At 43.3% G+C, this 25271-nt stretch carries 25 protein-coding genes and 2 pseudogenes; 18 read left to right on the top strand and 9 right to left on the bottom strand.

From position 1 onward, the window contains the following. Positions 1-52: 52 nt before the first annotated feature. Positions 53-510: pseudogene (locus tag L1D55_RS00495) on the bottom strand (TetR family transcriptional regulator C-terminal domain-containing protein). A 320-nt stretch (positions 511-830) separates the two neighbouring features. On the opposite strand from L1D55_RS00495, the gene L1D55_RS00490 reads away from it, so the two are divergent. The 8 genes from L1D55_RS00490 to L1D55_RS00455 all read left to right on the top strand — a co-directional run bounded on the left by L1D55_RS00490 (position 831) and on the right by L1D55_RS00455 (position 7851). After that, the gene (locus L1D55_RS00490; RefSeq protein ID WP_239915961.1) at positions 831-1487 is read left to right on the top strand and encodes a Qnr family pentapeptide repeat protein; all 657 of its coding nucleotides are present in this window, start codon (positions 831-833) and stop codon (positions 1485-1487) included. Positions 1488-1606: 119 nt separating this feature from the next. Then, positions 1607-2038 (top strand): GNAT family N-acetyltransferase, encoded by a 432-nt coding sequence (locus tag L1D55_RS00485; protein ID WP_239915960.1) that lies wholly within the window; start codon positions 1607-1609, stop codon positions 2036-2038. A gap of 538 nt (positions 2039-2576) precedes the next feature. Then, positions 2577-3020, top strand: a complete 444-nt coding sequence (locus L1D55_RS00480; RefSeq protein ID WP_017065190.1) for a PTS sugar transporter subunit IIA — start codon at positions 2577-2579, stop codon at positions 3018-3020. A 29-nt stretch (positions 3021-3049) separates the two neighbouring features. Further along, a complete protein-coding gene (locus tag L1D55_RS00475; RefSeq protein ID WP_345772767.1) occupies positions 3050-4453 on the top strand; it encodes a PTS mannitol transporter subunit IICB in 1404 nt (467 codons plus the stop codon). 48 nt (positions 4454-4501) lie between these two features. Beyond that, positions 4502-5773, top strand: coding sequence for a zinc-binding dehydrogenase (locus L1D55_RS00470; RefSeq protein ID WP_239915959.1), 1272 nt, complete (start codon positions 4502-4504; stop codon positions 5771-5773). A gap of 52 nt (positions 5774-5825) precedes the next feature. Next, positions 5826-6344: an MltR family transcriptional regulator gene (locus tag L1D55_RS00465; RefSeq protein ID WP_239916218.1), complete on the top strand. Its 519-nt coding sequence runs from the start codon at positions 5826-5828 to the stop codon at positions 6342-6344. 10 nt (positions 6345-6354) lie between these two features. Beyond that, positions 6355-7089 carry a nucleoside/nucleotide kinase family protein gene (locus L1D55_RS00460; protein WP_239915958.1) on the top strand — a complete coding sequence of 245 codons (735 nt, stop codon included), beginning with the start codon at positions 6355-6357 and terminating at the stop codon, positions 7087-7089. Between the two features lie 15 nt (positions 7090-7104). Further along, positions 7105-7851, top strand: a complete 747-nt coding sequence (locus L1D55_RS00455; protein ID WP_239915957.1) for a phosphatase — start codon at positions 7105-7107, stop codon at positions 7849-7851. A gap of 110 nt (positions 7852-7961) precedes the next feature. Here L1D55_RS00455 and L1D55_RS00450 read toward each other — a convergent pair whose 3' ends face one another. After that, on the bottom strand, positions 7962-8177 hold the full coding sequence (locus L1D55_RS00450; RefSeq protein ID WP_102424727.1) for a hypothetical protein: 216 nt from the start codon (positions 8175-8177) through the stop codon (positions 7962-7964). Positions 8178-8625: 448 nt separating this feature from the next. Here L1D55_RS00450 and L1D55_RS00445 point away from each other — a divergent pair, with 448 nt between their 5' ends. Continuing rightward, on the top strand, positions 8626-8886 hold the full coding sequence (locus L1D55_RS00445; protein ID WP_017072477.1) for a DUF5062 family protein: 261 nt from the start codon (positions 8626-8628) through the stop codon (positions 8884-8886). 90 nt (positions 8887-8976) lie between these two features. On the opposite strand, the gene L1D55_RS00440 is transcribed toward L1D55_RS00445, so the two are convergent. Further along, positions 8977-11238, bottom strand: a complete 2262-nt coding sequence (locus L1D55_RS00440) for a hypothetical protein (RefSeq protein ID WP_239915956.1) — start codon at positions 11236-11238, stop codon at positions 8977-8979. A gap of 333 nt (positions 11239-11571) precedes the next feature. On the opposite strand from L1D55_RS00440, the pseudogene L1D55_RS00435 reads away from it, so the two are divergent. Continuing rightward, positions 11572-11728, top strand: a pseudogene (locus L1D55_RS00435) (DUF5993 family protein). Positions 11729-11737: 9 nt separating this feature from the next. Then, complete coding sequence (locus L1D55_RS00430) at positions 11738-12277, top strand: disulfide bond formation protein B (protein ID WP_239915955.1); 540 nt, start codon at positions 11738-11740, stop codon at positions 12275-12277. A gap of 97 nt (positions 12278-12374) precedes the next feature. Here L1D55_RS00430 and L1D55_RS00425 read toward each other — a convergent pair whose 3' ends face one another. The 3 genes from L1D55_RS00425 to L1D55_RS00415 form a co-directional block, all read right to left on the bottom strand. Beyond that, entirely contained in the window at positions 12375-13004 is a 630-nt protein-coding gene (locus L1D55_RS00425) for a bifunctional 4-hydroxy-2-oxoglutarate aldolase/2-dehydro-3-deoxy-phosphogluconate aldolase (protein ID WP_239915954.1), read from the bottom strand. A 10-nt stretch (positions 13005-13014) separates the two neighbouring features. Next, a complete protein-coding gene (locus tag L1D55_RS00420) occupies positions 13015-13977 on the bottom strand; it encodes a sugar kinase (protein WP_239915952.1) in 963 nt (320 codons plus the stop codon). Between the two features lie 99 nt (positions 13978-14076). Continuing rightward, positions 14077-15510 (bottom strand): PTS transporter subunit EIIC, encoded by a 1434-nt coding sequence (locus tag L1D55_RS00415; protein WP_239915951.1) that lies wholly within the window; start codon positions 15508-15510, stop codon positions 14077-14079. 261 nt (positions 15511-15771) lie between these two features. Between L1D55_RS00415 and L1D55_RS00410 the strand changes: the two genes are divergently transcribed. Next, entirely contained in the window at positions 15772-16971 is a 1200-nt protein-coding gene (locus L1D55_RS00410; RefSeq protein WP_239915950.1) for an enolase C-terminal domain-like protein, read from the top strand. A gap of 176 nt (positions 16972-17147) precedes the next feature. Here the strand turns inward: L1D55_RS00410 and L1D55_RS00405 are convergent, their stop codons facing one another. After that, complete coding sequence (locus tag L1D55_RS00405; protein WP_239915949.1) at positions 17148-17855, bottom strand: GntR family transcriptional regulator; 708 nt, start codon at positions 17853-17855, stop codon at positions 17148-17150. Positions 17856-18114: 259 nt separating this feature from the next. Here L1D55_RS00405 and L1D55_RS00400 point away from each other — a divergent pair, with 259 nt between their 5' ends. The 4 genes from L1D55_RS00400 to L1D55_RS00385 all read left to right on the top strand — a co-directional run bounded on the left by L1D55_RS00400 (position 18115) and on the right by L1D55_RS00385 (position 20830). After that, on the top strand, positions 18115-18696 hold the full coding sequence (locus L1D55_RS00400) for a hypothetical protein (RefSeq protein ID WP_239915948.1): 582 nt from the start codon (positions 18115-18117) through the stop codon (positions 18694-18696). Between the two features lie 35 nt (positions 18697-18731). Continuing rightward, positions 18732-19046, top strand: coding sequence for an AraC family transcriptional regulator (locus tag L1D55_RS00395; RefSeq protein ID WP_345772766.1), 315 nt, complete (start codon positions 18732-18734; stop codon positions 19044-19046). 285 nt (positions 19047-19331) lie between these two features. Next, complete coding sequence (locus L1D55_RS00390) at positions 19332-19955, top strand: HAD family phosphatase (RefSeq protein WP_239915946.1); 624 nt, start codon at positions 19332-19334, stop codon at positions 19953-19955. A 35-nt stretch (positions 19956-19990) separates the two neighbouring features. Continuing rightward, entirely contained in the window at positions 19991-20830 is an 840-nt protein-coding gene (locus L1D55_RS00385; protein WP_239915945.1) for a hypothetical protein, read from the top strand. Positions 20831-20888: 58 nt separating this feature from the next. Here L1D55_RS00385 and L1D55_RS00380 read toward each other — a convergent pair whose 3' ends face one another. Further along, entirely contained in the window at positions 20889-21470 is a 582-nt protein-coding gene (locus L1D55_RS00380) for a sugar O-acetyltransferase (RefSeq protein WP_171368088.1), read from the bottom strand. Between the two features lie 151 nt (positions 21471-21621). Then, complete coding sequence (add, locus tag L1D55_RS00375; protein ID WP_137408443.1) at positions 21622-22620, bottom strand: adenosine deaminase; 999 nt, start codon at positions 22618-22620, stop codon at positions 21622-21624. Positions 22621-22740: 120 nt separating this feature from the next. Here add and L1D55_RS00370 point away from each other — a divergent pair, with 120 nt between their 5' ends. Both L1D55_RS00370 and L1D55_RS00365 read left to right on the top strand, forming a co-directional pair. Further along, a complete protein-coding gene (locus L1D55_RS00370; RefSeq protein WP_008216036.1) occupies positions 22741-23688 on the top strand; it encodes a LysR substrate-binding domain-containing protein in 948 nt (315 codons plus the stop codon). A 123-nt stretch (positions 23689-23811) separates the two neighbouring features. Beyond that, positions 23812-25263: a glutathione synthetase gene (locus L1D55_RS00365; RefSeq protein ID WP_239916217.1), complete on the top strand. Its 1452-nt coding sequence runs from the start codon at positions 23812-23814 to the stop codon at positions 25261-25263. Positions 25264-25271 lie beyond the last annotated feature (8 nt).

Below are 25271 nucleotides of genomic sequence, written 5' to 3'. Positions count from 1 at the left end.
CCAGGAATAAAAAAGCTCGCGGAACATGCGAGCCTTTGAGCATTGTCGTTGATTAGTCCTTTGAACTCAGTGCGAGTAAAGTCTCTTCCATCGCACTGTTGAGAATCGAACGGTTTCTTTGCATCGCCGCCATTAAGGTTGATCCTAGCCAGAGAGCATAAAGTGTCCGTGATAGCGTTTCAGGTTCTGCGATATCGAAATCACCCGCTTGATTGCCTTCTTCGAACAGCTTTGCCATACGTAGGATGATCTTCTCTGCTCCTTCCGCCATGGTCGATTGCAATGGATTTTCTGAGCCTGATACTTCACCAGCGAGTTTGACGACAAGACACTGGATATTGAAGTCTTCAGTCAGTTTCGATGCGCACCAAAAGTCAAAATAGGCTTTTACACGGTCACGACGAGAAAGTGACTCATCACTTAAAAAGTCATCAAGCCAACGCCTGCGAACCCATGTTCATTAATAAGGCTAAACCCTGCATCGAGCATAGCTTGTCGCATGTCTTTCATTGGTCTTACTCTTTATGCCGAGAATGACAAACAGTGTAGCGAGAAGCATACCAACCGTCCAGTCTAGAGGGGTGGGCTTACATTCTAAATGGACCTAACTCGTCTCATTACCCTTTCTCCCTGTAAGCGCCTCTAGCATACAAAACTTTTTTCAAAATAAGCGCGTTCTATTAACTGGAAATAACCTGCTTAAATTGCCTATTTGGCGCCTTAAATTGGCAAAAAACAGGTGTTTTAAGTTGCTGTTTTTGTTGGTTTTTAATTTGATGTTTTCTGAAGATCTCAGTGGTAGTCTTAGCTTACTTTCTTTAGGGGGCTAAATGGACACTAATAACAGTACTTATCATCACCACAATTTCGCTCAACAAGATTTGTCCGATATGACTTTCACAGCATGTACCTTCATTCGCTGTGACTTTAGGCGTTGTAACCTACGTGACACGACCTTTATCAATTGTAAGTTCATTGAGCAAGGTGATATCGAAGGGTGTCACTTTGGTATTGCAGACCTGCGTGATGCAAGTTTTCAGAACTGCCAGCTCGCCATGGCGAATTTTAGTAACGCCAATTGCTATGGGATTGAGCTACGTGAATGTGACTTGAAAGGGGCTAACTTTACGAGAACAAACTTTGCCAACCAGGTGAGCAATCGAATGTACTTTTGCTCTGCGTATATCACAGGCTGTAACTTGTCATATGCTAACTTTGAACAGGCTTGTTTAGAAAAATGTGAGCTGTTTGAGAACCGTTGGGTAGGAACTTACCTTGCGGGAGCGTCGTTAAAGGAGTCGGATCTGAGCCGAGGCGTATTCTCTGAAGATGTATGGGGACAGTTCAGTATGCAGGGATCAAACTTGTGTCACGCTGAACTAGAGGGGTTAGATCCTCGAAAGGTTGACACATCGGGCATTAAAATTGTCGCTTGGCAACAAGAGCAACTGCTTGAAACTATGGGTATTGTGGTAATGCCTGATTAATAGGGTTAGCGAAATCTTTGATTAACCGAGAAAAGACGGTTGTTTTGCTTTTCTAACCACTGCTAGACTACGGTTTCGCGACTGCACATGTTTATATTCAGTTCAATCAAGAGAAAATTATGACTATAGAAAATGTGCTTCCTGAGGATTATGCAGAAATGCTTAAGGTTTGGGAGAATTCAGTCCGAGCAACTCATGACTTTATTACAGAAGAAGATATTGAGTTTTTTAAACCTATCATCATGGAACATGCGTTCCCTGCGGTTTCTTTGAAATGCGTTAAAAATGAAAGTGGTTCGATTGTTGGCTTCGTGGGAGTCCATGATGCAAAAATCGAGATGCTTTTCGTTTTGAATGAAGTTCGAGGACAAGGTGTCGGCACGGTGTTGTTGCAACATGCGATTGAGCAGTTGGCAGCTACCAAAGTTGACGTGAATGAGCAAAACCCACAAGCGGTAGGTTTCTATCAGCACATGGGGTTCAAAATTGAATCACGCTCACCACTTGATGATATGGGGAAACCATTTCCAATTCTGCATATGACGCTGTAAGACTCGGTTGTCGTATCACTCGGTTGTAATCAACCACAGTCGCTAGAAGAAAAGCCCAAAGCTAATAACTTTGGGCTTTTCCGTATCTGTGCCAATGGAATCTAAACTATTCAATATGAGGCGCGCCCAATTCAGTGAGTCAACGAGATGTTACTCACTTACAAGGCAGTGTGTTTGTATTTCATACGGGATCTTGGTCACTGATCTTAGCGCTTAACATTACCCAAGCGCCCAAATTAAATGTAATCATTATCACAATTAATGCTTGGTCAATACGTATAAATAGATATTCATCACATTTGTGATATTTGAATTTAATCCTTAATTTGTTTTCTCGATCAAATTTACAATGTTGACTTGTTGTTAATAATAAATTTGTAATTAAATTTCATGATAAATATGAGAGGTAGAGAATAACTAATCGTTTGACAGTAAAGTTTAAGTGATAGAAGTCTCATTTTGTTGCCATTTCTCTATTCCTCAACTTCCATTGATAATAATCCCAACAACAACGAACAAAGAATAACTGGGATATATTATGCTTTATGACCTTATTGACCACGACTTAATTGATGTTATTAACCACTCTGAATATAAGTGGGAAGATGCTGTTAAGGAAACGACTCGTTACCTGCAAGACAAGGGGTACGTTACCGATAACTACGCAGACGCGATCATTCAGTCAACGCATGATAATGGACCTTATTACGTTCTTTGTCCAGGTATTGCTATGCCTCATGCCCGCCCAGAAGCAGGTGTACTAAAGACAGGTCTTGGTATTCATGTCTTTTCTAACCCGGTGGATTTTGGGTCTGATATGGGGCCTGCCAATGTCTTATTAACATTAGCTGCAAAGGATTCAGATACACACATTGAGGTTATTCAAGCACTGAGCGAAATGCTGGTTGATGAAGAAAACATTGCCAAACTGGCTGCTTCTTCTTCAAAAGCTGAAGTGCTTGAAATTATTAAAAGTTACTAATAATAACCTTTGAAAATAAGGAATATAACGTGTCTACAAATATAAGAGCCAAAGTGCAAGCTTTTGGTGGTCATCTGACTGCCATGGTATTGCCAAATATCGGAGCCTTCATTGCATGGGGCTTTATTACTGCATTATTTATCCCAACAGGTTGGATGCCGAATGAATATTTCGGTGAACTTGTTGGCCCGATGATTACCTATTTATTACCGTTACTTATTGGTTATACCGGTGGTCAAATTGTCGGTGACAAGCGTGGTGCTGTAGCGGGTGCTATCGGTACTATGGGGGTTATCGCTGGCGCCGAGATTCCAATGTTTGTTGGTGCAATGATCATGGGGCCACTAAGTGGCTGGGTGATTGTTCAAATTGATAAACGCCTACAAGACAAGATCCCTTCTGGCTTTGAGATGGTAGTGAACAACTTCTCGCTAGGGATCTTCGGCATGTTGATGTGTCTATTTGCTTACGCGATTGTTGGACCATCAGTAACGGCAGCGAACCTGTTCGTAAAATCTGGCATCGAAGCGTTAGTTGCGACTGGCTTCCTACCTCTGCTTGCGATTATTAACGAGCCAGCAAAAGTACTGTTCCTGAACAACGCTATCGACCAAGGTATTTACTACCCTCTAGGTCTGCAAGCGGCAGCGGAAACAGGCAAATCTATCTTCTTTATGGTGGCGTCTAACCCTGGCCCTGGTCTGGGTATGCTTCTGGCTTACGCGAAATTCGGCCAAGGTCTAAGTAAGAAATCAGCACCAAGTGCAATCATCATTCACTTTTTCGGTGGTATCCATGAGCTGTACTTCCCATACGTGCTAATGAAGCCAATCATGATTCTCGCGATGATTGCAGGTGCAGCGACAGGTATTGCAACGTTCAACCTACTTGATGGTGGTCTGGTTGCAGGTCCAAGCCCAGGCTCAATCTTCTCTTACCTAGCACTAACACCAAAAGGCAGCTTCTTCGCAACCATTGCCGGTGTAACGACAGCAACGATTGTGTCTTTCCTAGTGGCAAGTGCAATCCTGAAAGTTAGCAAGAAGACAGAATCTGAAGATGAGTTCGAGCAATCTGTGACTGACATGAAGGATATGAAAGCAGAAGGCGTAGTGGCTAAAGCTCCAACAGCAGCGGTAAAAGCAGAAGCTAAAGACATCAAATTCGTCGCCTTTGCATGTGATGCAGGCATGGGGTCAAGCGCGATGGGGGCATCAACCTTCAAACGTAAACTCGAAAAGGCAGGCTTTAATGTTGAAGTGAAGAACTTCGCAATCGAGAAAGTTCCAAGCAACGCTGACGTGGTCGTGACCCACGAGAGCCTTGAGAGTCGCGCAATCAAAGCAACAGGCCTTCCTGTGGTGACCATCAAGAACTTCCTACATGACCCAGCATTAGACAACCTAATGGACACCATCGGTCAGCAAGCTTAATTAATATTCTGGGGTCAGGTTCTGGCCCCACTTTTCGGAGAAAAAATCATGGTTCAAACAACTGCAGCGGTAATTTGTGGTGAGAAAGACGTTCAACTAAGAACCTTCGACTTACCAAAGATTTCAGATGATGAACTGCTGGTTAAAAACGTTTCTAACAGCATCTGTCTATCTACCTACAAAGCAGCATTGCTAGGCAGCAACCACAAACGTGTACCAGAGAACATTTCAGAAGTTCCTGTGATGACGGGTCACGAATATGCAGGCGTGATTGTAGAAGTAGGCGCTAACTTACAAGACCGTTTTAAACCAGGTGAACCATTTGTACTTCAGCCAGCAATGGGCCTACCAACGGGCTATTCAGCAGGCTACAGCTACGAAACATTTGGTGGCAACGCGACGTACTCAATCATCCCTAAAGTCGCAATCGACTTGGACTGTGTACTGCCATACAAGAGCTCTTACTACGCAAATGCATCACTTGCTGAGCCAATGTCTTGCATCATTGGTGCCTTCCATGCGAGCTACCACACCACGCCTTACGTGTACGAGCATCAAATGGGTATTAAAGAAGGTGGTGCGCTAGCACTTCTTGCATGTGCTGGCCCTATGGGCATTGGCGCGATTGATTACGCGATTAATGGCCCAGTTAAGCCAAGCCGCATTGTCGTGACTGATATTGATGAAGCTCGCCTTGCTCGTGCAGAAAGCCTTATCCCGGTATCGAAAGCGACCGAGAATGGTATTGAACTTCATTACGTAAACACGGCAAAAGTTGATGACCCTGTGGCGTACTTAAAAGAGCTAAATGGCGGTAATGGCTATGATGATGTCATGGTATATGCAGCGGTTGCACAGGTGCTTGAGCAAGCTGATGAGCTATTAGGTAACGATGGCTGTCTGAACTTCTTTGCAGGTCCAACGGACAAGCAGTTTAAAGTACCGTTCAATTTTTACAATGTGCACTATGAATCAACGCATATTGTCGGAACCTCTGGCGGTTCAACGGGGGATATGGTTGAATCCATTGAACTTTCTGAAGCGGGTAAGATCAACCCATCATTTATGTTAACTCATGTTGGTGGTCTAGAAGCGGCACCTCACACTATCCTAAATCAATTGGATATCCCTGGTGGTAAAAAGTTAATCTACCCGCACATTGACCTGCCACTGACGGCAATTGATGAATTCCACAAGCTAGCAGACCAAGACCCGTTCTTCGGTGAGCTAGACCGAATTTTGAAAGACAACAACTACGTTTGGAACGAGCTGGCGGAGAAAGCACTGCTGGAGTTCTATGGCGTTAGTCTAACGGCTTAATCGATGATTTAGTGGCAGCTACACAGCTGCCACGACCAATAAGGGACATGTTATTACGGTGCAAGACAATTTATTAGATGCGTTAGAAGAGTGCGAAACCGCCACTTGTTTTATTCAAGCATCTCATAAGCTAATTACAGCCAAGTTGAAGCATTTGTTGCCAAGGGTATTCGTACAAGATCCTTTGGTGATTGAGTATGCCGTGACCCCTCTTCTCAAAGAAGATGGTCCATTAGTCGAGATTGATGTGGTATCAAAATTGATGTTTGCGATGGGTAAGATCTCACTAGAGAGTTACGCTGACATTAACTTGTTTGACCAAATGCACGGCTTTGTCGCTCAACAAAAAGAGCCGATTTCGTTTAGTGATGATGTGATTTACGACTTCATCAGCAACCAATCAACGCTCTCAAAGTACGATAGCAGTATCTATCTTGATTCGATTAACCAATTAAAATTTTCATCATTCGACTCCTTTTCTCAAGCTCGCTATGAGTCACTGGTCAAAACCGTGTTAAAGCTCGCTTGTGAGGGTTTGCTAGAAACCGTGGAGAACGAAATTTTAGATTAAGGCTTTTCATATGAAAGTTTCCCTAAATGTCAGTGGCTTTGAGACTGAAGCTGTATTCCCAGATAACAATATCGAACAAATTCATAAGCCATTGGTTGAAAAGTTTTCTCGCCTTTACCAAGAAAAAAAAGAACGAACGGTGATATTCCTGGCTGCACCTCCCGGCAGCGGGAAATCGACCTTAGCGGCATTTTGGGAGCATCTATCCCAGACAATTCCTAATGTCGTGCCATTACAGGTTCTCCCTTTTGATGGTTTCCACTACCCAAATGAGATTCTTGATTCGAATTACACCATGCGCGGTGACGAGAAGATAAAGCTGCGTAGTATCAAAGGTGCCCACGAGACCTTTAACCTCACATCCCTGATAGACAAGCTAAAAAAGCTCAAAGTCCAAGATCCGAAATGGCCATACTACGACCGTAACCTACATGATCCGGTTGATGATGCTATTACGGTAGAGAAAGAAATTGTAGTGATTGAAGGTAACTGGCTACTGCTCAATGAGCCTGTATGGAATGGGCTTAACGAACTTGCTGATTTCACTATCTTCATTGATACCGATCCTAAGTTTTTAGAAGAGCGCTTGGTGAACCGAAAGATTCGCGGTGGTTCAACACCAGAAGAGGCACTCGCGTTTTATCAAAGCTCAGATTCTAAGAATGTAGACATGGTTTTGAATCACTCAGTAAAAGCAGATCTGACACTGTACATGAACCAAGATGGTTCTTTTGACATCAATTGATTTTAGGAGGTCGCTATGAAGATCGTCGTCGACAGCCATACTCATACTCTTGCTAGCGGCCATGCTTACAGCACTATTATAGAGAATGCGAAAGCAGCACAGGAGAAGGGGCTAAAACTTCTTTGCACAACGGATCACGCTCCTGAAATGCCGGGTGCCCCCCACTACTGGTTTTTCAATAACCAAAGAATTTTGCCCCGTTTCCTTCACGATGTTGGAATCCTACGTGGAGTGGAAGCGAATACTCTTAATGTTGAAGGTGATTTAGATCTAGCACCTTCAACCTATCAGCACCTTGATTGGACTATTACCAGTTTCCACGAACCTGTGTTCCCGCCTTCAACGGAAGAGGTACATACTCAAGCGTTGATCAATGTGATTAAAAGAGGGGAAGTTGATGTGCTTGGACACCTCGGTAACCCCAATTACCCATTTGATATTCGGGCGGTACTTGAATGTGCGAAAGAGCACAATGTAGCAATAGAAGTGAACAATACCTCTTTGACGGGGAAAAGCCGCAAAGGCAGTGATGTTCGCTGCAGTAACATTGTGGAAATCGGTAAGGAAATAGGTGTTTACTTTTCGACTGGATCTGATGCGCACTTTTGTGAGGAGATTGCACATTTAGATCTCGCCATTGCGCTCTTGGAAAAGCATGAAGTTCCTGAAGAGAAAGTAATCTCGACTTCAACATCGCGCTTTCTTAACTTTTTGTTATTAAGAGGAAAGAATCGGATTGAAGAGTTTGCAGATCTTTATTGATCACAGGTTTTAAAGTGATTCGCTTCTGAAGTAAAAACGCCCAAAGTGGATAACTTTGGGCGTTTTTCTTTCTATCATTCTTGGTGCTTAAGAGTGAGCTATATATTTGATTAGTGCATACCCGAACGCATTTTGTCGGCGAGGGCAAAGAACACAAACAGCACAAAACACACCAAAGCAACGCAAAGTGAAATTAGTATCGTTGTGGCATCTTTTGTCATTAATGGAACCACGATAGAAGCTAATGCTATCAAGATAACAAGGATATGAACGATTCGTCCGGGAATTGGGTTTTTATGACAGAATGAAGCCCATAGGTAACGCATTATTAACACCAGTATAAGATTAGTGGGTCTATTTTATTTATTTAATGAGTATTTTGTAAATAAGTTTTCTTTACGGGTGACTGTAAATATGATCTAAGTCGATGTGGTATAAAACTAGTTAAATAACAGTGATTTATTCTTGTTTTATAAAGTTAAAAGTATATATATGACAATAATAGTATTCTGTATTCTTTGTGTTGGTAAGCTAAAAACGGTCTAACTTTCAGTTTCTTGACTGAATGTCTCATTTATTGAGTGTTTTGTTAAGATATCGTTTGCGTGTTTGTATTTATCTTGTGAATGTCAATTGGGTGGGCATTGATTTCGGATCTACGAATCGTTTTATGTAATTTATCAAAGAGAATGCTCGAATTGAGAGCGCGGTAATCTTGTCGAAGATTTGGTTTGATATACTCAAGGTTCATTCTACGAAGATGATGGAGATGATATGTCGAAAACCGCGAAGATCATGAATGAAGATAAGCTGGTTAAGAAGGCTCTCGAAGTCGGTTTTAAAATGGCAAAGTTGCAAGGTTTCGATTTGCCGAACTCATCTCAACCAATCAAGGTTAAGGCTGTTTATCTATTTCTTGTTGAAGTTAATCAAATCACTCCGTTACCAGACAGTAAGTTGGATGGTGCAAATATTAAGAAGCGCCTGGCGTTATGGATACACAACGCATTGCCTGATAACGATCCTCTTAAGTAAGCAGAGAGTAATTCGTTTTTATCTTTGAAACCTAGCGACCATTTGCTAGGTTTCTTTGTTTCATGGTGACCATTTCAAGTTTGATCGGCTTCAGTAAAGAAGTATTAAACCTTGGTAACCACCTATCTGTATTTCATCTATATATTCTCCCACTATGCCATCAGCACTTACGGGCTTCATTGGTGGGTCTAATCGAATAGAGACTTTCTCTACGGTATAAAAATCAGCGTTTTTCCCATAAAAATCGGTGCGATAGAGAACGCGTCCATGCGTAAACTCTCTGGCAATGACCATGTCTTCTGGGCCGCCTTCTATGACCTGTTTATCTGACTGATAAAGGAAATAGGCATGAGTAGGTAATAGTGAAACCTTGCCATTCGGTAGATTTGGGTGATCGATGCGGGTTTGCGAAGTGTTGCCAACAATCGTGTAATCCTCAGGTTGTGGAGTGCGGGTTGAGAGCATCAGTGCAAGTGGTTGGAAGCCCTTTGGTATGGCTCCTGAAGGTACACCAAGATCAACGTTGAGCAGTGGTGTTGGCCGGTAAGCCATATTTTTAGGTACGCCAGCTTTCCAGAAATTATCTGTTGTGGTGTTGTTGCTCCCATATACGTAACCACTGTTCCATTGGTTGAAGTAGCTGTGCTCGGGGTGATGGTTGAGGTAATAGATAGCGAGAGTTGAGTACTGGTCTTGTTGCCAATTTTCTTGGTTGTTTCCAAAGAACTGCACTCGTCCATAGCGCGTAGTGGCTTGTTGAATAACCTTCGAACCTGAATATCCGAGTGCTGAGTTATCCCAAAACTTCGATAGCCCGCCATAACCGCTAAAGCCCGTTGACGGAAATATATAGTGCTCCCTGAAATACAGGTTTCCTGCATCTATGAGGTGAGATTGTCCATTTCGACCATAGAGGTTAGCCGTTCCAATGTTGAGTCCAATTAACGGTTTGTCGTTAACGGTAGTTAGTCGTTTGAGAAAGGCGGAAAACTGTTGTTTATAGCGCTCATCCGCTTCAGTTGAGCCTGCGATAGCATCAAGTTCAGCGATGTTTCCCCCAGAGTAGATATCAAATTGATTGCTACCTAAGAGCTTATTGGTGTCATCGTTGTAGGCGCCAGAGACACCTAGCTTAGTCCAATTTTGACCATAATAACTGCCCATTGTCATCAATAGCCCGGGATTGGCCAGATTGGTTAGTGACCATGACGAATTTTGGTCCCACATTTGACCAAAAGGAATAACGCGAGATTCCCAACGAAATCGAGCGGTGGCGTATTTGTTACTTCGATTCTGGTACTCAGCAGGAGACAAGTAGTTGTCTTGGTTTAGGTCGGCCGATTGGTCGAAGCCACGAATTTTTCGCCAACGCTTTGGCTCATTAGGGGACGGGCTGTGGCTGCTCTCTTTAGAACCAAGCGTCACTTTTTTCGACGGTAAGTCCTCTTTGGCGATTATTGGAAAACTATCTCTGAATTGGATGCGACTTAAACGAGGTCGAATATCACTTTCTTGACCTTGCCAGCGCACTCTAACTACGTATAAACGACCGCCATCACGGACAAAAGGCGAACCGAAATACTGCCCGCCACCATAACTTTTGCCACTACCATCATGAGTGCTTGCTCGTACCCAATCAGAGGGTAATTGCCAGCTAACCGCTTGGTTTTGAGTCATGTTCTCGGTGTTATCTTCACTTATAACAAGATGAGACCATGCAGTGACTTGATTGTTGCTGTTCGCCTCAGAAGGGTATTCAATCCAAAACCTCCCTCCTTGTGCAAAGCGTGAAAACTCAAAATCGACACTGTTGAACTGTTCTGAATGGTAAAGGTAGAGTGCACCACCTTGTTGGAAATGTTCAAAGACATCGGCATCCCAAGGTGGTGGTTGGTAAAGGGCAAAACCTGCGTGCATTGCGTCTGCGGTATAACCCACAAGCATGGGGTTACGGTTTAACAGCGTATTCTCGCCATGAGTTGGGTTGGGCTCTGTAAGGATGGTGTCTTCTGAAAAGTGTAAAAAGAAATCTTCGTAATCGATGCCGTACCGTTCTGCTATTTCTCTAATCTCGTCTTCGAGTGGACCTGAGTTTAACTCTAACTTTTGGTTGTACATGTAGCCAACGGCCGGAATATTGGTTTTAAGGTTTTGGTTAGCATTAGCTCCAAATATCAAATCACTATGGTTGAGCTCCCAACTAATCACGTCGTGGGCAGATATTTCATTACCTTGTAAGTCGATCCCTTGCTCATGTTGACCGGGTAGAACGATCGCATAGTTGGCCCAAATAATATTAGGAATGGCAAGGCTGGTAAGAAATAGGGCAGAGACTAATCTTGTTGTTTTCATTAAGTTTCCTAGCCATTCGCTCTTTTAGTGTTATCCCTGTTTGGTAAGTGTAGCCAATCGTAATATCTGTGCTTCGTTTCGTGGTATGCCTGATTTTGAGGTGCGCATGCTTTTCTTGATTCGGCGTGTTACTTGCATCTTCTATCCACAGAAGCGTTTTGTTAGTCGCGGAAACTTGACAGGTTAACGCTTACTAACAAGTATTAAATTGATGATTTTTAATCCGTAATCCATAGATTTGCCGATTTTGAATGCTGTTTGGGGCGTAGGTGTGGATATTCATTTTGACGTTCAATATGACTGGACTTGATAAATAGCGAGGGAATACCTCTTATGATGTCTTTACTGTTTCTACTATTACTCGTGGCGATGTTATGCGCTTTTTTCGAGAAGAAGACCGCGGCTTATGGCTTTTTTTGCGGGCTCTGTGATCCTTGGGTTGTATTGGTTCAATCACCATGCGACTGATTCGTTACCCATCTTATTGTAAGGAGCTAACATGAATCGAAATCAGTTAACGCTCCTAAATACGCTTGGCCTACTCGGCATGACTGCCGTTCTGTTGATAGGCTTTATCCTTCAGTTTGTTCTTAGTGAGTTGCCTTGTCCGCTGTGTTTATTGCAGCGCATCGGCTTCGTGATGGTTGCGTTTGGCTTTATGTTGAATGTGGTTTATGGACCTCAACCTCGTCACTATGGCATTGTTTTGATCGGCGCGTTATATGGCGTCGCCACTTCACTAAGGCAGGTCTCGCTGCATGTGATTCCAGGTACGCCTGGCTATGGCAGTCCTATCTTTGGAATGCACTATTACACTTGGGCTTTCGTGTTATTTGCTGCGACCATATTAGCGGTTGCCGTCATTCTAATATTGACTAATAAAGAGCCGTCGCAAGAAGCTTATAAGATGAGTAACTTGGGGCGTGTGGCGTGCTTATTAGCCATCGTCGTGGTTGCACTCAATGCTATCGCTACCTTTGTTGAATGTGGACCTTATCAGTGCCCAGACAATCCCGTGAGCTATTGGCTGCTTAATTGATAGATTCCGTTTTATAGTGAAAAGAAAAGCCACAGCGTCTGCTGTGGCTTTGTTGTTTTGGAAGAAAGGGAGTGTGTTCTTTCTAGAGCGTTGGCGACTAAGGATTCACTTGTTCAACAATCTCGCGTGTTAGTCGTGCAATCTCGTCCCACTCGCCATTGGTAACGAGCTTCTTGTCGACCATCCAAGTACCACCGCAAGCTAAAACTTGAGGGATGGCTAGGTAGTTATCGATGTTAGATGGTGTGATGCCGCCAGTCGGCATGAGTCGAATATCGCCGTATGGTCCAACTAAAGATTTCACCATGCTGATGCCACCAGAAGCTTCAGCTGGGAAGAACTTGAGAGTTGTGAGCCCCATCTCTAGTGCCGCTTCAACCGTGCTTGGGTTGTTTACGCCAGGCACAATATCGATGCCGATTTCTTGGCACGCTCTTACTGTATTTGGATTAAAACCAGGAGAAACCACGAAGGTCGCGCCCGCTTCTTTGGCTGCGAGTGCTTGCTCACCATTTAAGATAGTTCCTGCGCCAATCAGCATCTCTGGTTGTGCTTGGCGAAGTAGTCGAATTGCTTCAACAGCAGCATCCGAACGGAACGTGATCTCTGCTGCGGGCAGTCCATTTTCTGCTAACACTTTACCTAGTGGGATGATGTCTTCTGCGTTATCGATAGCAATTACAGGGATAACTTTTAGGGCTTTAAGTTGGTCGTTGATTGTAGACATAGTGTAATTCTTAATTAGAGGTAAAAAGAGTATCTGTGATGGTTTTAGGAATGATGGCGCCATGATGCTGAATGACCAGTCTCGCCAGTGCATTACCTTGGCGACAGGCTTGCTCAACAGAGCCACCCGATAAATAACAAGATAAGAAACCACCATTGAATGAATCACCGGCCGAAGTGCTATCGATGACGGTTTCGACTGGCGTGGTCTCAATGAGGCTTGGTGCTTTCTCTGGAGTTTCACTGACCAAACAGCCTTCAGCCCCGAGTTTTACAATGATGGTCTTCACACCAAGCCTGTGTAGTCGGTCGATAGTGTCTTGAGGGGTTTGGTCGCCCCATAGTTGCTGCTCATCATCAAAGGTAACCAAGGCGATATCAGTGACTTGATAACCCAGTTGATAGCACTCTTTGGTCGCGCTTTCTGATTCCCATAGCTTCGGTCGGTAGTTACTGTCAAAAGCGATAGTGACGCCTTCTGAACGCAGTTTCTGGATGACTGCTAGTAACTTGATTTGATCGCTTTGTGGCAATATTGCGAGCGATATACCGCTGAAAAAGATCATATCCACATCGTTTAGTGATTGGCAGATCGTATCGAAATTAGGGTGCTGAACTAGATAGCGTGCAGCAGAGTTGTTGCGCCAGTATAAGAAGGTTCTTTCTCCCTCGTCATCCAGCTGAATCAAGTACAGACCTGGAGAACGTTTTTCGTCGATAGCGACAAGATCTGTCGATATACCCTCACTTTGCCAGCGTTCTAGCATCTGTTGGCTAATGGCATCAGATCCCAGCGCAGTCACGTAGCTGGTACGTATTGAAGGATTACCTGTCTGTTCAACATTGCTGGTGGCACTTCGGTTCAAGTAAATAGCGGCGTTGAGCGTGTCTCCGCCATAGCTTTGTTGCATGGGGCCAAATGGTGCGCCATTCAGTTCAATCATGCATTCGCCGATAATCGCAATATGGCTCATAGTGTGCCTTTTCGAAAAGTTGGATTCTGGGTATCAAATGATGGAACGTGGCTACAAAGTAGGTAGCCACGTGGATTTTTTGAGCAAGTCAAAAGGAGCTTATTTGTTGTCTAGTTTTACAAACAACATGGTTAGAATGAAAGACAGTGTGAATACACCTACCACGCCCATTATTGCTTGAAGGAAGTTTTGTGTACCGCTTGCAAGGTAAGCTGGCAGGCTGAATACAGAAGAAAGAATGTAGCTCGTTAAGTGAGTATCAATCGTTACTGAAATAGCACCGAACACACCTGCTGCTAAACTCGCGGTCATCATCGCTTTGGTGTATTTAGTTAGGACACCAAACAGAGCTGGCTCTGTAATACCTAGAATCGCCGTTACACTTGAACCCATCGTAATCGAAGATTGCTCTTTAGAAACTGTCTTGCGTTGTTTGTGCCAGATAGCCATGGTTGCACCCGCAATCGCCATGTTACCCAAACACATGATAGGCATCAGTAGATCCTTACCATACAGCGCGAAGTTGTTCAGGCTGATTGGTGTCATGCTGTGGTGAATACCAAATACAATCGTAATCGGGCGAGTTAGACCAAACACAAAGCCTGTTAATGTCGGAGAGATCTCCAGCAATGAACTCATTACCCAACCAGCACCGTTACTGAGCCAAATACCCGCAGGGCCAACAAAAGAGAGTGTGATGGTCGAAGTTACTGTAAACGCCAGTAGCGGTGTGAACACTGGCTTAGCTGAAGTAGGGACCATTCGATCAACCAGAGGTGTCACTTTAGATAGCAACCAGATTGCAAGAATCGCAGGAACAATCGCACCGCCGTAGTTAAGCAGTTCAATCGGAACTACGCCAAGAACCGTTAGCTCCGGAGCTGCACCTGCGTCTTTTAGCATCGCCGCTTTATCTACTAGCTTGGGTGCTAGCATTGCTGAGGAAACAGCAAGTGCGATGTACTCATTTACTTTAAAGACCTTGGCTGCAGAGAAAGAAACCAGCATAGGTAAGAAGAAGAACACTGCAATAGAAATTGAACGGAAGAAGTAAACCGTGTCTGAGGTTTCAGAGATAACATTGGTAGCAATAAGGCCCGATAGTAGACCCATTAGCATACCGGCACCCGCAATAGCTGGTACTACAGGGCCAAAGATGCCAGCAACAATGCGCATTACGCCTTGGAATAGCTTGCCTTTCTCTAGCTCATCAGCAGGACTTGAATCAGCTTTTTGCGTATTTGATAGGGCGTTGAACCACTTCTCGACCTCAACCCCGATGATCACTTGGGTTTGACCTTGTTGAAGAACGACACCTTTTACACCTGTGATTTGCTTGATGTCATCTTCGTTAGCCAATGACTCGTCGGCTAATTTGAATCTCAGTCTTGTCATACAGTGCGTGATGCTCACGATATTCTCTTCACCGCCAAGAGCAGTGACTAATAACTGTATATTTTCTTTGAAGTTTTTCTTTTTCGATGATGACTTAGAGCTATTCACAACGGCATCACTCTTTTCTACCATTTGCATACTACACCTGTTATTGGAATATATTTAACTCGAGAAATCATAACGACAACCAATTTAAATCCAACGGAATAAAAAGAGATCTCAATCACATTTAAAATCCCAAAAATTATTTTTTCACCGTTTTTTGCCAATTGGTATGTTTTGTTTATCAAAAAAAAACACTTAACGTACCAATTATTTTTAGGCAAAAATTAGCCCTTGAAATGTGATTTTTAAAGCGGTTAGATAATAGGAGTTGACTTAAGTTTAGGTTATTTAATTGTGAAAGAAACTATTATATCCGATATCCATTGTATTATTACTAAGCCAGATAGGCACAACCTAATTACCGTTGTCGTTGAAACGAATGAAGGTGTGACTGGCTTTGGCTGTGCGACATTCCAACAGCGACCACTTGCTGTAAAAACAATGGTCGATGAATATTTAAAACCTATTCTTATTGGGAAAAACGCCAATAATATTGAAGACTTATGGCAAATGATGATGGTTAACGCTTACTGGCGAAATGGACCTGTCATCAATAATGCGATCTCTGGTGTTGATATGGCATTATGGGATATTAAAGCTAAGTTAGCAGGTATGCCTCTGCATCAATTGTTTGGTGGTAAGTCTCGTGACGCAATCCCTGTGTATACGCATGCGACAAGCGACACCATGGAAGGCATTTATGATTTGGTTGAAGGTTTCTTAGAGAAAGGCTACAAGCATATACGTTGTCAGCTTGGCTTCTATGGCGGTGTTCCAAGCGATTTACATACCACTCAAAACCCGACTGAAGGTTCCTACTACGACCAAGATCAGTACATGGACAACACGCTAACCATGTTTAAGTCGCTGAGAGAGAAATATGGTAACCAATTCCATATCCTTCACGATGTGCATGAGCGTCTTTTCCCAAATCAGGCAATACAATTTGCGAAGGAAGTCGAGCAATATAGGCCGTACTTCATTGAGGATATTCTTCCGCCAAATCAAACCGAGTGGTTAGACAACATTCGTAGTCAGAGCTCAGTATCATTGGGTTTAGGTGAGTTATTTAATAACCCTGAAGAGTGGAAATCTCTGATTGCGAATCGTCGAATCGACTTCATCCGTTGCCATGTTTCACAAATCGGTGGTATTACGCCAGCTCTTAAACTTGGACACTTATGCCAGAACTTCGGTGTTCGTATTGCATGGCACTGTCCGCCAGATATGACGCCAATTGGTGCTGCGGTGAACACGCATTTGAATGTGCATTTACATAATGCGGCGATTCAAGAGCATGTCGAATACAACGAGAATACACATAAGGTATTCCCGAATGCAGCAGAGCCAATCAATGGTTACTTATACGCATCTGAAATTGCCGGAATCGGTGTTGAGATCGACCAAGAGGCTGCTGCGGAATTTCCTGTGATGTATCGCCCCCACGAGTGGACACAAAGCCGCCTTCCTGATGGCGCTATCCATACCCCTTAACTCGTACTTTTAAAATAAAATGGCCGCTATTAGCGGCCATTTTTTTGAGTTGATTGTCTAATTAAAATTAGGTACTAACAAGATTATATTATTGGTGAATTAAATAAATATTTTTAATAGTCAGTCACCCTTTTTCACTAAATATAATCATCATCATCTTATTCTGGTTAGTATTATTACTTCTTGTCTCGGTAGCTCATACTCTCACTGTTAAAAGGGGTGTGATACGTGCATTGGTAATTAATATCAATAATGTCGCTGACTATAAATAACTCACCAGACGCTAAGAAACCTCGGTTAGTAATATTCATCGCAGCGACATTCTTTTTACAACCAAGCAGTTCAGCATCTTCTTTAGATACGTTAACAGCCTGATAAGTCGTCAAATAACTATCGATCTGTAGCCCTTTGGACAAAGCGTGCTTTTGAATCGAGCTTTCTATGATCTCAGCATTCATTTCAGGAAATACGCTAACCGGGATTTTTGCTTCTTCAATTTGAACCACTTTATTATTGATCAATCGAAGGCGTCTAATTTTCCAAATATATTCCTTGTCGCTTAATGAAAAAATTTGCTGCTCGTGATTGTCGGGTAGTGCTTTGTTTAACTGAATTTTTTTGTAAGAGATCTCTTCAAAGCTGTTCTCTGTGATCGAGTTATAGACTAAAGGTGTACCAATTAGAGCTGTGTTGACGAAGTAACCTGAACCCACCTTAGATGTGACCATGCCAATCGCTTCTAGCTTTGCTAGTGCTTTTCGAATAGTAAATCGAGATAACCCATATATTTCAGAGAGTTCTCTTTCTGCTGGAAGCTTATGGCTGATACTGTTTTGACAGATCTTACTCACAATATCTTGGACAACTAATTCGTATTTTTTCATAGTTCGATAACGTTAAAGTGGATTCACTGTGGTTAAAGAATAGTGAACTAAATCAGGGATTCAGCACGCTTTGAGAGACTAAGAATTATAACACATAAGGGCATTTGGAGGATGAGAAATGAGTCTTATTAAACGGCTTAAGTCGGTGTATTTTGAGGCTTAATCGTAAATGTGTATCTTGTTAATTCAAGAGAATAGAGGCTAAACTAGAAAGCCAAAATGTGCACTCTACGTCATAAAAATAGGGGAAGGGTATAGAATGGGACTTAATATACCGCTGATAGATAAGCGTATAGCAATCCATTTTCAACAGGCTTTGCAAGAGGATAACTCGTTTGGTTTCAAACAAGGAGTTCTTGATGAGCTAGCTGCAAAAGCGAACCTACCTTTTAGTATGAGCACCTCGTCTGCTACCTATATTCCATTTAACGTATTTGCTCTTTTCTTACACGAACTGCGACTGCATTTAAGCGCTGATTCATTTACCTCACTGTTGTTAAAAAGTGCTCAGCAAATCGGTCAAGAGGTATGGTTTAGTGAGCTTTCGATGGATAGCTTTCTGCGCTGTTTTTCTATTGATGAGCTGACGATACACGAGGATAAGCTCGGATTTTCGGTATCACTAAAAACGACCAAGCTAGCCTTGAAGCATGTAGAGTCAGAGTTGCTTCTGATTGTTTATGTACATGCTTATTTGAAAATAAGATATCCGGAATTATCTAACCCTATTCGATATGATTTAGTCGCAAACAGCGCTGAAGACTTACGCGAACTACAGGTTCAGTCCGATACGCCCCAATACCTTGGGCAGAGCACACACGTATTTATTACTCCTCCCTAGACTCTGTCTCATTAAGCCCAGCTAAGCCTGAACCGATGGTAGACTCCGATAGAGTCTCACATGCCTTGCTGTCATATATAGGAAGAATGGATATCGACTTAGATAAGTTTTGTGACCTCAATGGAATAGGAAAGCGCACAGTACAGAGAGCACTGAAGGATGAACAGACCACTTTCAAAGCAATTAAGGAGTCACTATCGTTCGAGTTTGCAAAGCGAGTCCTTTCACAGCAAGGCTATGCAATTTCTGATGTAGCCCTTCACTTAGGTTATGCCGATTCCTCGCAATTCATTCGATCTTTTAAACGAGCCAATGGCATAACACCATACCAATGGAAGAAGTTAAACTAATCGTTTATTCATTTTCGAATGCTGAAGAAAGCGAAACTTGTGTTGTTATTTATCGCTCGAATGCTTCAGCTGGTGCGCCAACGATCGTCTCATCCGAAGCCGATTTGTGTTGATAATTAGCTCACTTGCAAATAATGAGAAGGCCATCGTAATGATGGCCTTTTCTATGTTCAATTGATTGTATATTCTACATGAAGCTTTAATTTATAAACGTTCGTCATGATTCTTAATTTGCGGCACTTTGTGTTTGCCTAGATTGATTACATGACGCTCTCTGGAGAGTGTATGAGTGCAAATGAAATCAAAAATGTCGTGTTCGACGTAGGGAATGTGATTGTGCGTTGGGCACCACTGGAAATAGCACGTCTTACATTCGGTGATATTAACGATTTGGAATCACGTGCACGTTCTATCTTCCAAAGTGCAATTTGGTTGGATTTAAACAAAGGTTTCTTGAGTGAGAGCGAGGCCAAGCTTCGTTATCAACGCGAACTCAACTTATCTCCATTAGAGTGTGATCGCCTGTTTTATTACGTTAAACAAACGCAGATCTTACTGCATGGTTCTGTAGAACTCATTGAGCGTGTAAAGCGCTCTGGCTATGGCGTGTATGCGCTTACCGATAATGTGGTTGAGATTGTCGAGTATTTGAAAAAGACCTACGAATTTTGGCCATTATTTGATGGTGCGGCGGTATCTGCAGAGCTTGGCATGCTCAAACCGCAGCCCGAAATTTACCAAGCGCTGCTATCTGAAAACAACCTCAAAGCGTCAGAAACAGTCTTCATCGATGACATGCCCTATAACGTCAAAGGGGCGGAAGCAGTCGGCATAGCAGGTATCCAATTTGTCGATGCTGAACAGTGCCAAAATGCGTTACAGAGGCTAGGTGTTGATCTAAAAGAGTGACGCGCAGAGAGATAACTTCACTGAGGATGTAGAAAATGAAAAGATACCCATCTAAATCGATCGTTACATTCTTGATTCTGACATTGTCAGTGTTGGTATTGTTTGTCGCTGTTGTGCTTCAAATTCGTGGTGATAAGGCATGTGACGATTGTTACGAGTCAGACAAAGGGCCGTTTAAATATGTCCTCTACAATGGAACATCACCCTCTGTCATTCCCAGTATTCATAACACCTTGTTGCTCAACCGAGTTCCGTTGATGCAAGCGTTCGAACTTGAATCTATGCCGACGGTGACCGTTAGAGTATGGCAGGACCAAAAGGATTATTTAGATGAACAAGAGCGAAGCATTGGCTATCGATACGCTTTCTCTACGGGATACATAGAGCCTAAGAGTCATGAAATTAGGTTGCTTCACTCTGGTGGTGAAATTCAAAAGACTGCGCTGCATGAATTTGTTCATCTCCTGACGCTGCAAGTGAATCCCAACTTTCTGAATAACCCGCGTTGGTTATGGGAAGCTATCGCTATCTATAAATCTGAAGATTATTGGTTTCATCTGAGTAATAGAAATGCGATCAATCGTCGCTTCGACGGGTTGGTTCAAGAGCTTTACATCCAGCCTAACAGCAGCCCTGCGATTTATGAGGTTGGTTATACGATAGGGGAGTTTATTGAACTATCTTGGGGGAAGAAGGCATTTGTGGACCTTATTAAGAGCAATGGTGATGTCTCACAGTTTTCGGATAAGCCACTAGAGAGCCTGTTTTCTGATTGGGAAAAGTTCGTCAAAACTACCTATTTGAGCTCTCCTCAAAGCGATTATGAAAAAGCGATGGAACAGAGCTTGCCGGATAAAACAGACAAGCTCAACTAACTAAAAGGGGATGTCTAATATTAAACATCCCCTTTTGCATTTTAGATTGGCTTACTGTTTATTTACCGTCGTTGTCTGTTTGCTCGGTGTTTAAGTAACGAATCAGTTTGGCTGGCGTGCCGCCGTAGAGGCAATCTGGTGGTACATCACTGTTGACGACAGAGTTGGCAGCGATAACAGAGCGAGCGCCAATCGTCACATCTTGATTAATGACCGAGTTCCCACCAATCCATACATCATCTTCAACGATAATAGGGAAGCAGAAGGTTTCCCACTGACGACGACTGCGGTGATCCAGAGAGTGAGAAGCGGTATAAAATTGAACGCTTGGCCCCACTAAAACATTGTTGCCAATTTTGATGTTAGCACCGTCCAGCATGACCACATTCATGTTGATGAAGGTATCATCACCTATCTCAATGGTTTTACCAAACTCACAATGAAAAGGGGGGCGCACTATGCTGCTCCCAATCTTGCCAAACAGGTTTGTTTGCAAACTTGGCTGTTGAGTATCGTCTGTACATTGATTGAAGTCTGACAGGGCTTTACTGGCATGAGAACGCATTTGGCTAATCTCATGGTCGGCGCCGTCAAAAACCTCGCCAGTGAGCATTTTTTCGAGTTCTGTTTTTGTGTTCATGGTTTATATCTTGCGAATCAATATTGGTATCAGAATACTGATAAATGGACATAAAAAAAGAGAAAAGCGTCAGCCTTTCTCTTCCTATTTTTTGCTTTTAAGCACTAGCTTTAAGTGAGCCTAGCTCTTCAGCAAAAGGCGCTTTTAACCGTTAGATTTGCTCAACAAAACCCATTAGGTGCTGCTTTACTTCGTCTGAAGCAAATGCGCTTTCTACAGAGTACTTGTAGATTTCTGCGTAATCTTCTTTCGTTAGGTCGAAAGTTTCACATACGCGTTTCACTTCGTTAGTCATTGTTGTGTTCGACACAGTGCGGTTATCTGTGTTGATTGTTACAACGATGCCATCTTTCTTGAATTCAGAAATTGGGTGGTCGCTGAATTTGTGAATACATTTAGTTTGAACGTTACTCGTTGGGCAAGTTTCAAGCGCAACCTGCTTCTCTTTCACAATGTTGTACGCATCTTCGTTACCTTGGATGTGAACACCGTGGCCGATACGCTCAGCGTCCAGCATAGTCACTGCGTCGTAAACGTTTTGACCGTGCCATTGCTCACCTGCGTGAACCGTCACTCGGTAGCCTTGTTCAATCGCGTATTGCGTGTATTCAGGGAACTCAGCACAGAAACCTGGCTTTTCACCGCCAGCAATATCAAATGCTACAACGCCTTTACCAAGGTATGGCTTACCTGCATCGATCACGTCTTTGATTGAATCTTTAGGGAACATACGCAGTACAGACATAATGTAGTTGCCCTTGATGTCGTATTTCTCTTCAGCACGCTTCATGCCTTTCACTGCACTAGCAATGATCGCGTCAAGAGACAGGCCTTTATTCACGTGCAGGATTGGTGCGAAACGAACTTCTAGGTACTTAACGTTTTCTAGTGCTGCGTCTTCGTAAAGCTCAAAAGAGATACGCTCAATCGCTTCTTCAGTTTGCATCACTTTTAGTGGCAGGCTGAAACAAGCTAGGTACTCATCTAGGTTTTTGCAATCTTCTGGCACTGTTAGAGATTGAACAACCGCATCACGGTCTTCAGGTAGTTCGATATTGTACTGTTTTGCTAGATCAATAATCGTATCTGGGCGAACACTTCCGTCTAGGTGGCAGTGTAAGTCAATCTTTGGTAGTGCTAGAAAATCCATGAGTATTCCTTAATTCTATTATTCTTTGAGTGTGTTAACTCACATGCGCTCAATTTACCAAGAGCATGATATGATTTAAAGTGACAAATAATCATCATTAACCTGAATTTGGGGAATATCATGGTCGATGTTAAAAGCTTACTTAAATGCGATATGAATTTGCTGTTGTGCTTACATGTTCTGATTGAAGAACGTAGTGTGAGCAAAACGGCAGAGCGGCTGTTTTTGAGCCAATCTGCGGTAAGTAAACAACTCACCAAGCTTCGAGCTTTGTTTGACGACCCGCTATTTGAGCGTGAGTCTAAAGGGTTATTCCCAACTCCAAAAGCACTCGTATTAGCGCCCAAGATCCACCAAATTTTGCTGCAAATCGAAAAGCTAACTGTCCCTGAGGTGTTTGATCCTAAGGAGAGCGAGCGTACTTTCACTATAGACCTTGTTGAGACCGCCTACACTGCGGTTTATCCGCAATTTATGCCGACAGCGCTTGCCGATGCACCCCATATCACCATCAACAGCTCCACGTGGAGTAGTGATAGTTTCAAACGTTTACTCAAGCGCGAAGTCGATTTTGGTATCGGTATTTTTGAATTAGATGAACGCGCTTCAACCCATGTGCAATGTATTCCGGATGAACTGGATTATGTTGAGCTGTGTTTGGATTATTCTGTTTGTTTGATGCGTAACGATCACCCTGCTTTGCAAGAAGAGTGGAACCTCGACACCTTTCTTAAGTATCGACATATACAATTGGTGACGGGCGGAGCGGGCGACTGGTTATTGATGGAAGTGCTTAACGCTAAGCAGTTAGAGATCAACAAGGCCGCTAACGTGTCGGATATCACTAGTGCTATCAAACTGTGTAAACAGAGCGACCTGTTGATGTGCTATCCATACAACTCGGTGCGCGATTATATCGATAGCGGTGAATTAGTGATGAAGCCCGTTCCCATCGATTTGGTGCCTGGTGGATTATTCCTATTGTGGCACCGTTATTTTGATTCTGAGCCTAGCCATCGTTGGCTGAGAGAACTGATCGTAAATAAGACGCAAGACACTCAAGAGTAGATGGTGGTTGAATACATTGTAATTCGTAAAATATTTTTCGCTTTTCGTTCGTCTTTTCAGACTGAGTATCGTCTTAATTGGGGGCGTAATTCCCGATAATAGTGAGAGAGCAAAATGAATCCAATGTCAGCGTCATTGATTCCACAACAAATAATTGAAGATGCCTGTGAGTGGGCGATCATGCACGGTGTCGCTTTTCGACAAGCTGACAATACCGCAAGGCATTGCTCATTTAGCCTAGCGCCAATGACAATGGAGCGTGAGGTTTATGAACATTTGCGTCGCGTGACTCCGCTTATCACTAAGCTGATCAGCAACGTATCGGAAGATCATGATTTTCTGCAGTCGTCATTGAGCGATATGGCGCAAGCCGATCCATTCTTTGGTCGCTTAATGGCACTTCATCAACAAGCTCATGGTAGTGCTGATGAACGCTTGAGTCCTGCCCGCCAACCTTTGCTATTGATGCGAACCGATTTTATGGATGACCGTCAGCATGGAGCAAAAGTGATTGAGTTCAATGGTATCGCAGCAGGTATGGCACCCTTTGGTCAGCGCGCGACTGAATTTCACACGTTCATGAATAATCAGTGGCCAGAGACTTATAAAAATTGGTTGGAAGATTCATCAGCAATCCCGGAAGAAAACCGAGGACTTGAACAATTGGCTTTCGGTATTGCTACCTCGGCAAGAAAGGTAAGAGAGCACTTTGATGATGCAGCTAAACCTACATTTTTGATGGTGGTGCAGAAGAACGAAGATAACGTCTATGACCAGCACTTGCTTGAACTGGAACTGCAAAAGCAAGGTGTCCGTACGGTGCGTCGTACCTTTGAGCAGCTGAGTTGCCAGCTTTCAACGGGGGATAACCAACGCTTGTTGCTACAAGATGTTGGTGCCGTCGATGTGGTGTACCTACGTGCTGGCTATCAGTATTCAGATTATTGGGCGCCTGAGTTAAATGAGCCCGTTTGTTGCCACACATTGAGTCAAACTCGCTTGTTCATCGAACAACACTATGTCGCTATGAATGCCACCATCAGTCAGCAGCTAGCAACCAGTAAAACCATGCAAATGTTGGTCACTATGATGCCTGCGTCAGAATATGCGCGTTGGGGTTTAACGCTTGAAGAGGCTCAACTTGTGAAGAGCGTTCTAGCCGACATGAAGCCTATCACCAGCGAGTCGATTGAATGGTTCAACACGCAAGCTAACAAGAAAGAATGGGTGTTAAAAAATCAGGGTGAGGGCGGTGGCCACTGTGTATTCGGTGACGATATTAGCCAGCAACTGAGTCGACTTAAGCCTGAAGAGTACGATGCATGGGCTCTAATGCAGCGTTTATATCCACATGAACGTGATGTTCCAACTATTGCGGTGCGTGATACTCAACAAACCTTGGTCGATGATCTTGTGAGTGAGGTTGGGTTGTTCACCGCATATTACCAAGGAAAGCCGGTCACTCAACTTGATGGTTATGCGGGTTACTTGATTCGCAGCAAGCCGGCTAGTGAAAATGAAGGCGGGATCCACAGCGGAAAAGGGATTTTAGATTCATTGGTGTTGATTGATTAGTTTATTAT

The organism is Vibrio sp. Isolate22 (genome assembly GCF_022398115.1).
In the GTDB taxonomy this organism is placed as follows: domain Bacteria; phylum Pseudomonadota; class Gammaproteobacteria; order Enterobacterales; family Vibrionaceae; genus Vibrio.
This window is presented reverse-complemented; position numbering and strand designations above follow the sequence as displayed.

Coding starts and splice junctions, on each gene's coding strand:
- L1D55_RS00395 (WP_345772766.1), top strand. CDS start 18,732: ATGGTAGACTCCGATAGAGTCTCACATGCCTTGCTGTCATATATAGGA.
- add (WP_137408443.1), bottom strand. CDS start 22,620: ATGGATTTTCTAGCACTACCAAAGATTGACTTACACTGCCACCTAGAC.
- L1D55_RS00420 (WP_239915952.1), bottom strand. CDS start 13,977: ATGAGCCATATTGCGATTATCGGCGAATGCATGATTGAACTGAATGGC.
- L1D55_RS00480 (WP_017065190.1), top strand. CDS start 2,577: ATGCTTTATGACCTTATTGACCACGACTTAATTGATGTTATTAACCAC.
- L1D55_RS00390 (WP_239915946.1), top strand. CDS start 19,332: ATGAGTGCAAATGAAATCAAAAATGTCGTGTTCGACGTAGGGAATGTG.
- L1D55_RS00425 (WP_239915954.1), bottom strand. CDS start 13,004: ATGTCTACAATCAACGACCAACTTAAAGCCCTAAAAGTTATCCCTGTA.
- L1D55_RS00490 (WP_239915961.1), top strand. CDS start 831: ATGGACACTAATAACAGTACTTATCATCACCACAATTTCGCTCAACAA.
- L1D55_RS00370 (WP_008216036.1), top strand. CDS start 22,741: ATGGTCGATGTTAAAAGCTTACTTAAATGCGATATGAATTTGCTGTTG.
- L1D55_RS00405 (WP_239915949.1), bottom strand. CDS start 17,855: ATGAAAAAATACGAATTAGTTGTCCAAGATATTGTGAGTAAGATCTGT.
- L1D55_RS00400 (WP_239915948.1), top strand. CDS start 18,115: ATGGGACTTAATATACCGCTGATAGATAAGCGTATAGCAATCCATTTT.
- L1D55_RS00470 (WP_239915959.1), top strand. CDS start 4,502: ATGGTTCAAACAACTGCAGCGGTAATTTGTGGTGAGAAAGACGTTCAA.
- L1D55_RS00450 (WP_102424727.1), bottom strand. CDS start 8,177: ATGCGTTACCTATGGGCTTCATTCTGTCATAAAAACCCAATTCCCGGA.
- L1D55_RS00380 (WP_171368088.1), bottom strand. CDS start 21,470: ATGAACACAAAAACAGAACTCGAAAAAATGCTCACTGGCGAGGTTTTT.
- L1D55_RS00460 (WP_239915958.1), top strand. CDS start 6,355: ATGAAAGTTTCCCTAAATGTCAGTGGCTTTGAGACTGAAGCTGTATTC.
- L1D55_RS00415 (WP_239915951.1), bottom strand. CDS start 15,510: ATGCAAATGGTAGAAAAGAGTGATGCCGTTGTGAATAGCTCTAAGTCA.
- L1D55_RS00455 (WP_239915957.1), top strand. CDS start 7,105: ATGAAGATCGTCGTCGACAGCCATACTCATACTCTTGCTAGCGGCCAT.
- L1D55_RS00485 (WP_239915960.1), top strand. CDS start 1,607: ATGACTATAGAAAATGTGCTTCCTGAGGATTATGCAGAAATGCTTAAG.
- L1D55_RS00385 (WP_239915945.1), top strand. CDS start 19,991: ATGAAAAGATACCCATCTAAATCGATCGTTACATTCTTGATTCTGACA.
- L1D55_RS00440 (WP_239915956.1), bottom strand. CDS start 11,238: ATGAAAACAACAAGATTAGTCTCTGCCCTATTTCTTACCAGCCTTGCC.
- L1D55_RS00445 (WP_017072477.1), top strand. CDS start 8,626: ATGTCGAAAACCGCGAAGATCATGAATGAAGATAAGCTGGTTAAGAAG.
- L1D55_RS00430 (WP_239915955.1), top strand. CDS start 11,738: ATGAATCGAAATCAGTTAACGCTCCTAAATACGCTTGGCCTACTCGGC.
- L1D55_RS00365 (WP_239916217.1), top strand. CDS start 23,812: ATGTCAGCGTCATTGATTCCACAACAAATAATTGAAGATGCCTGTGAG.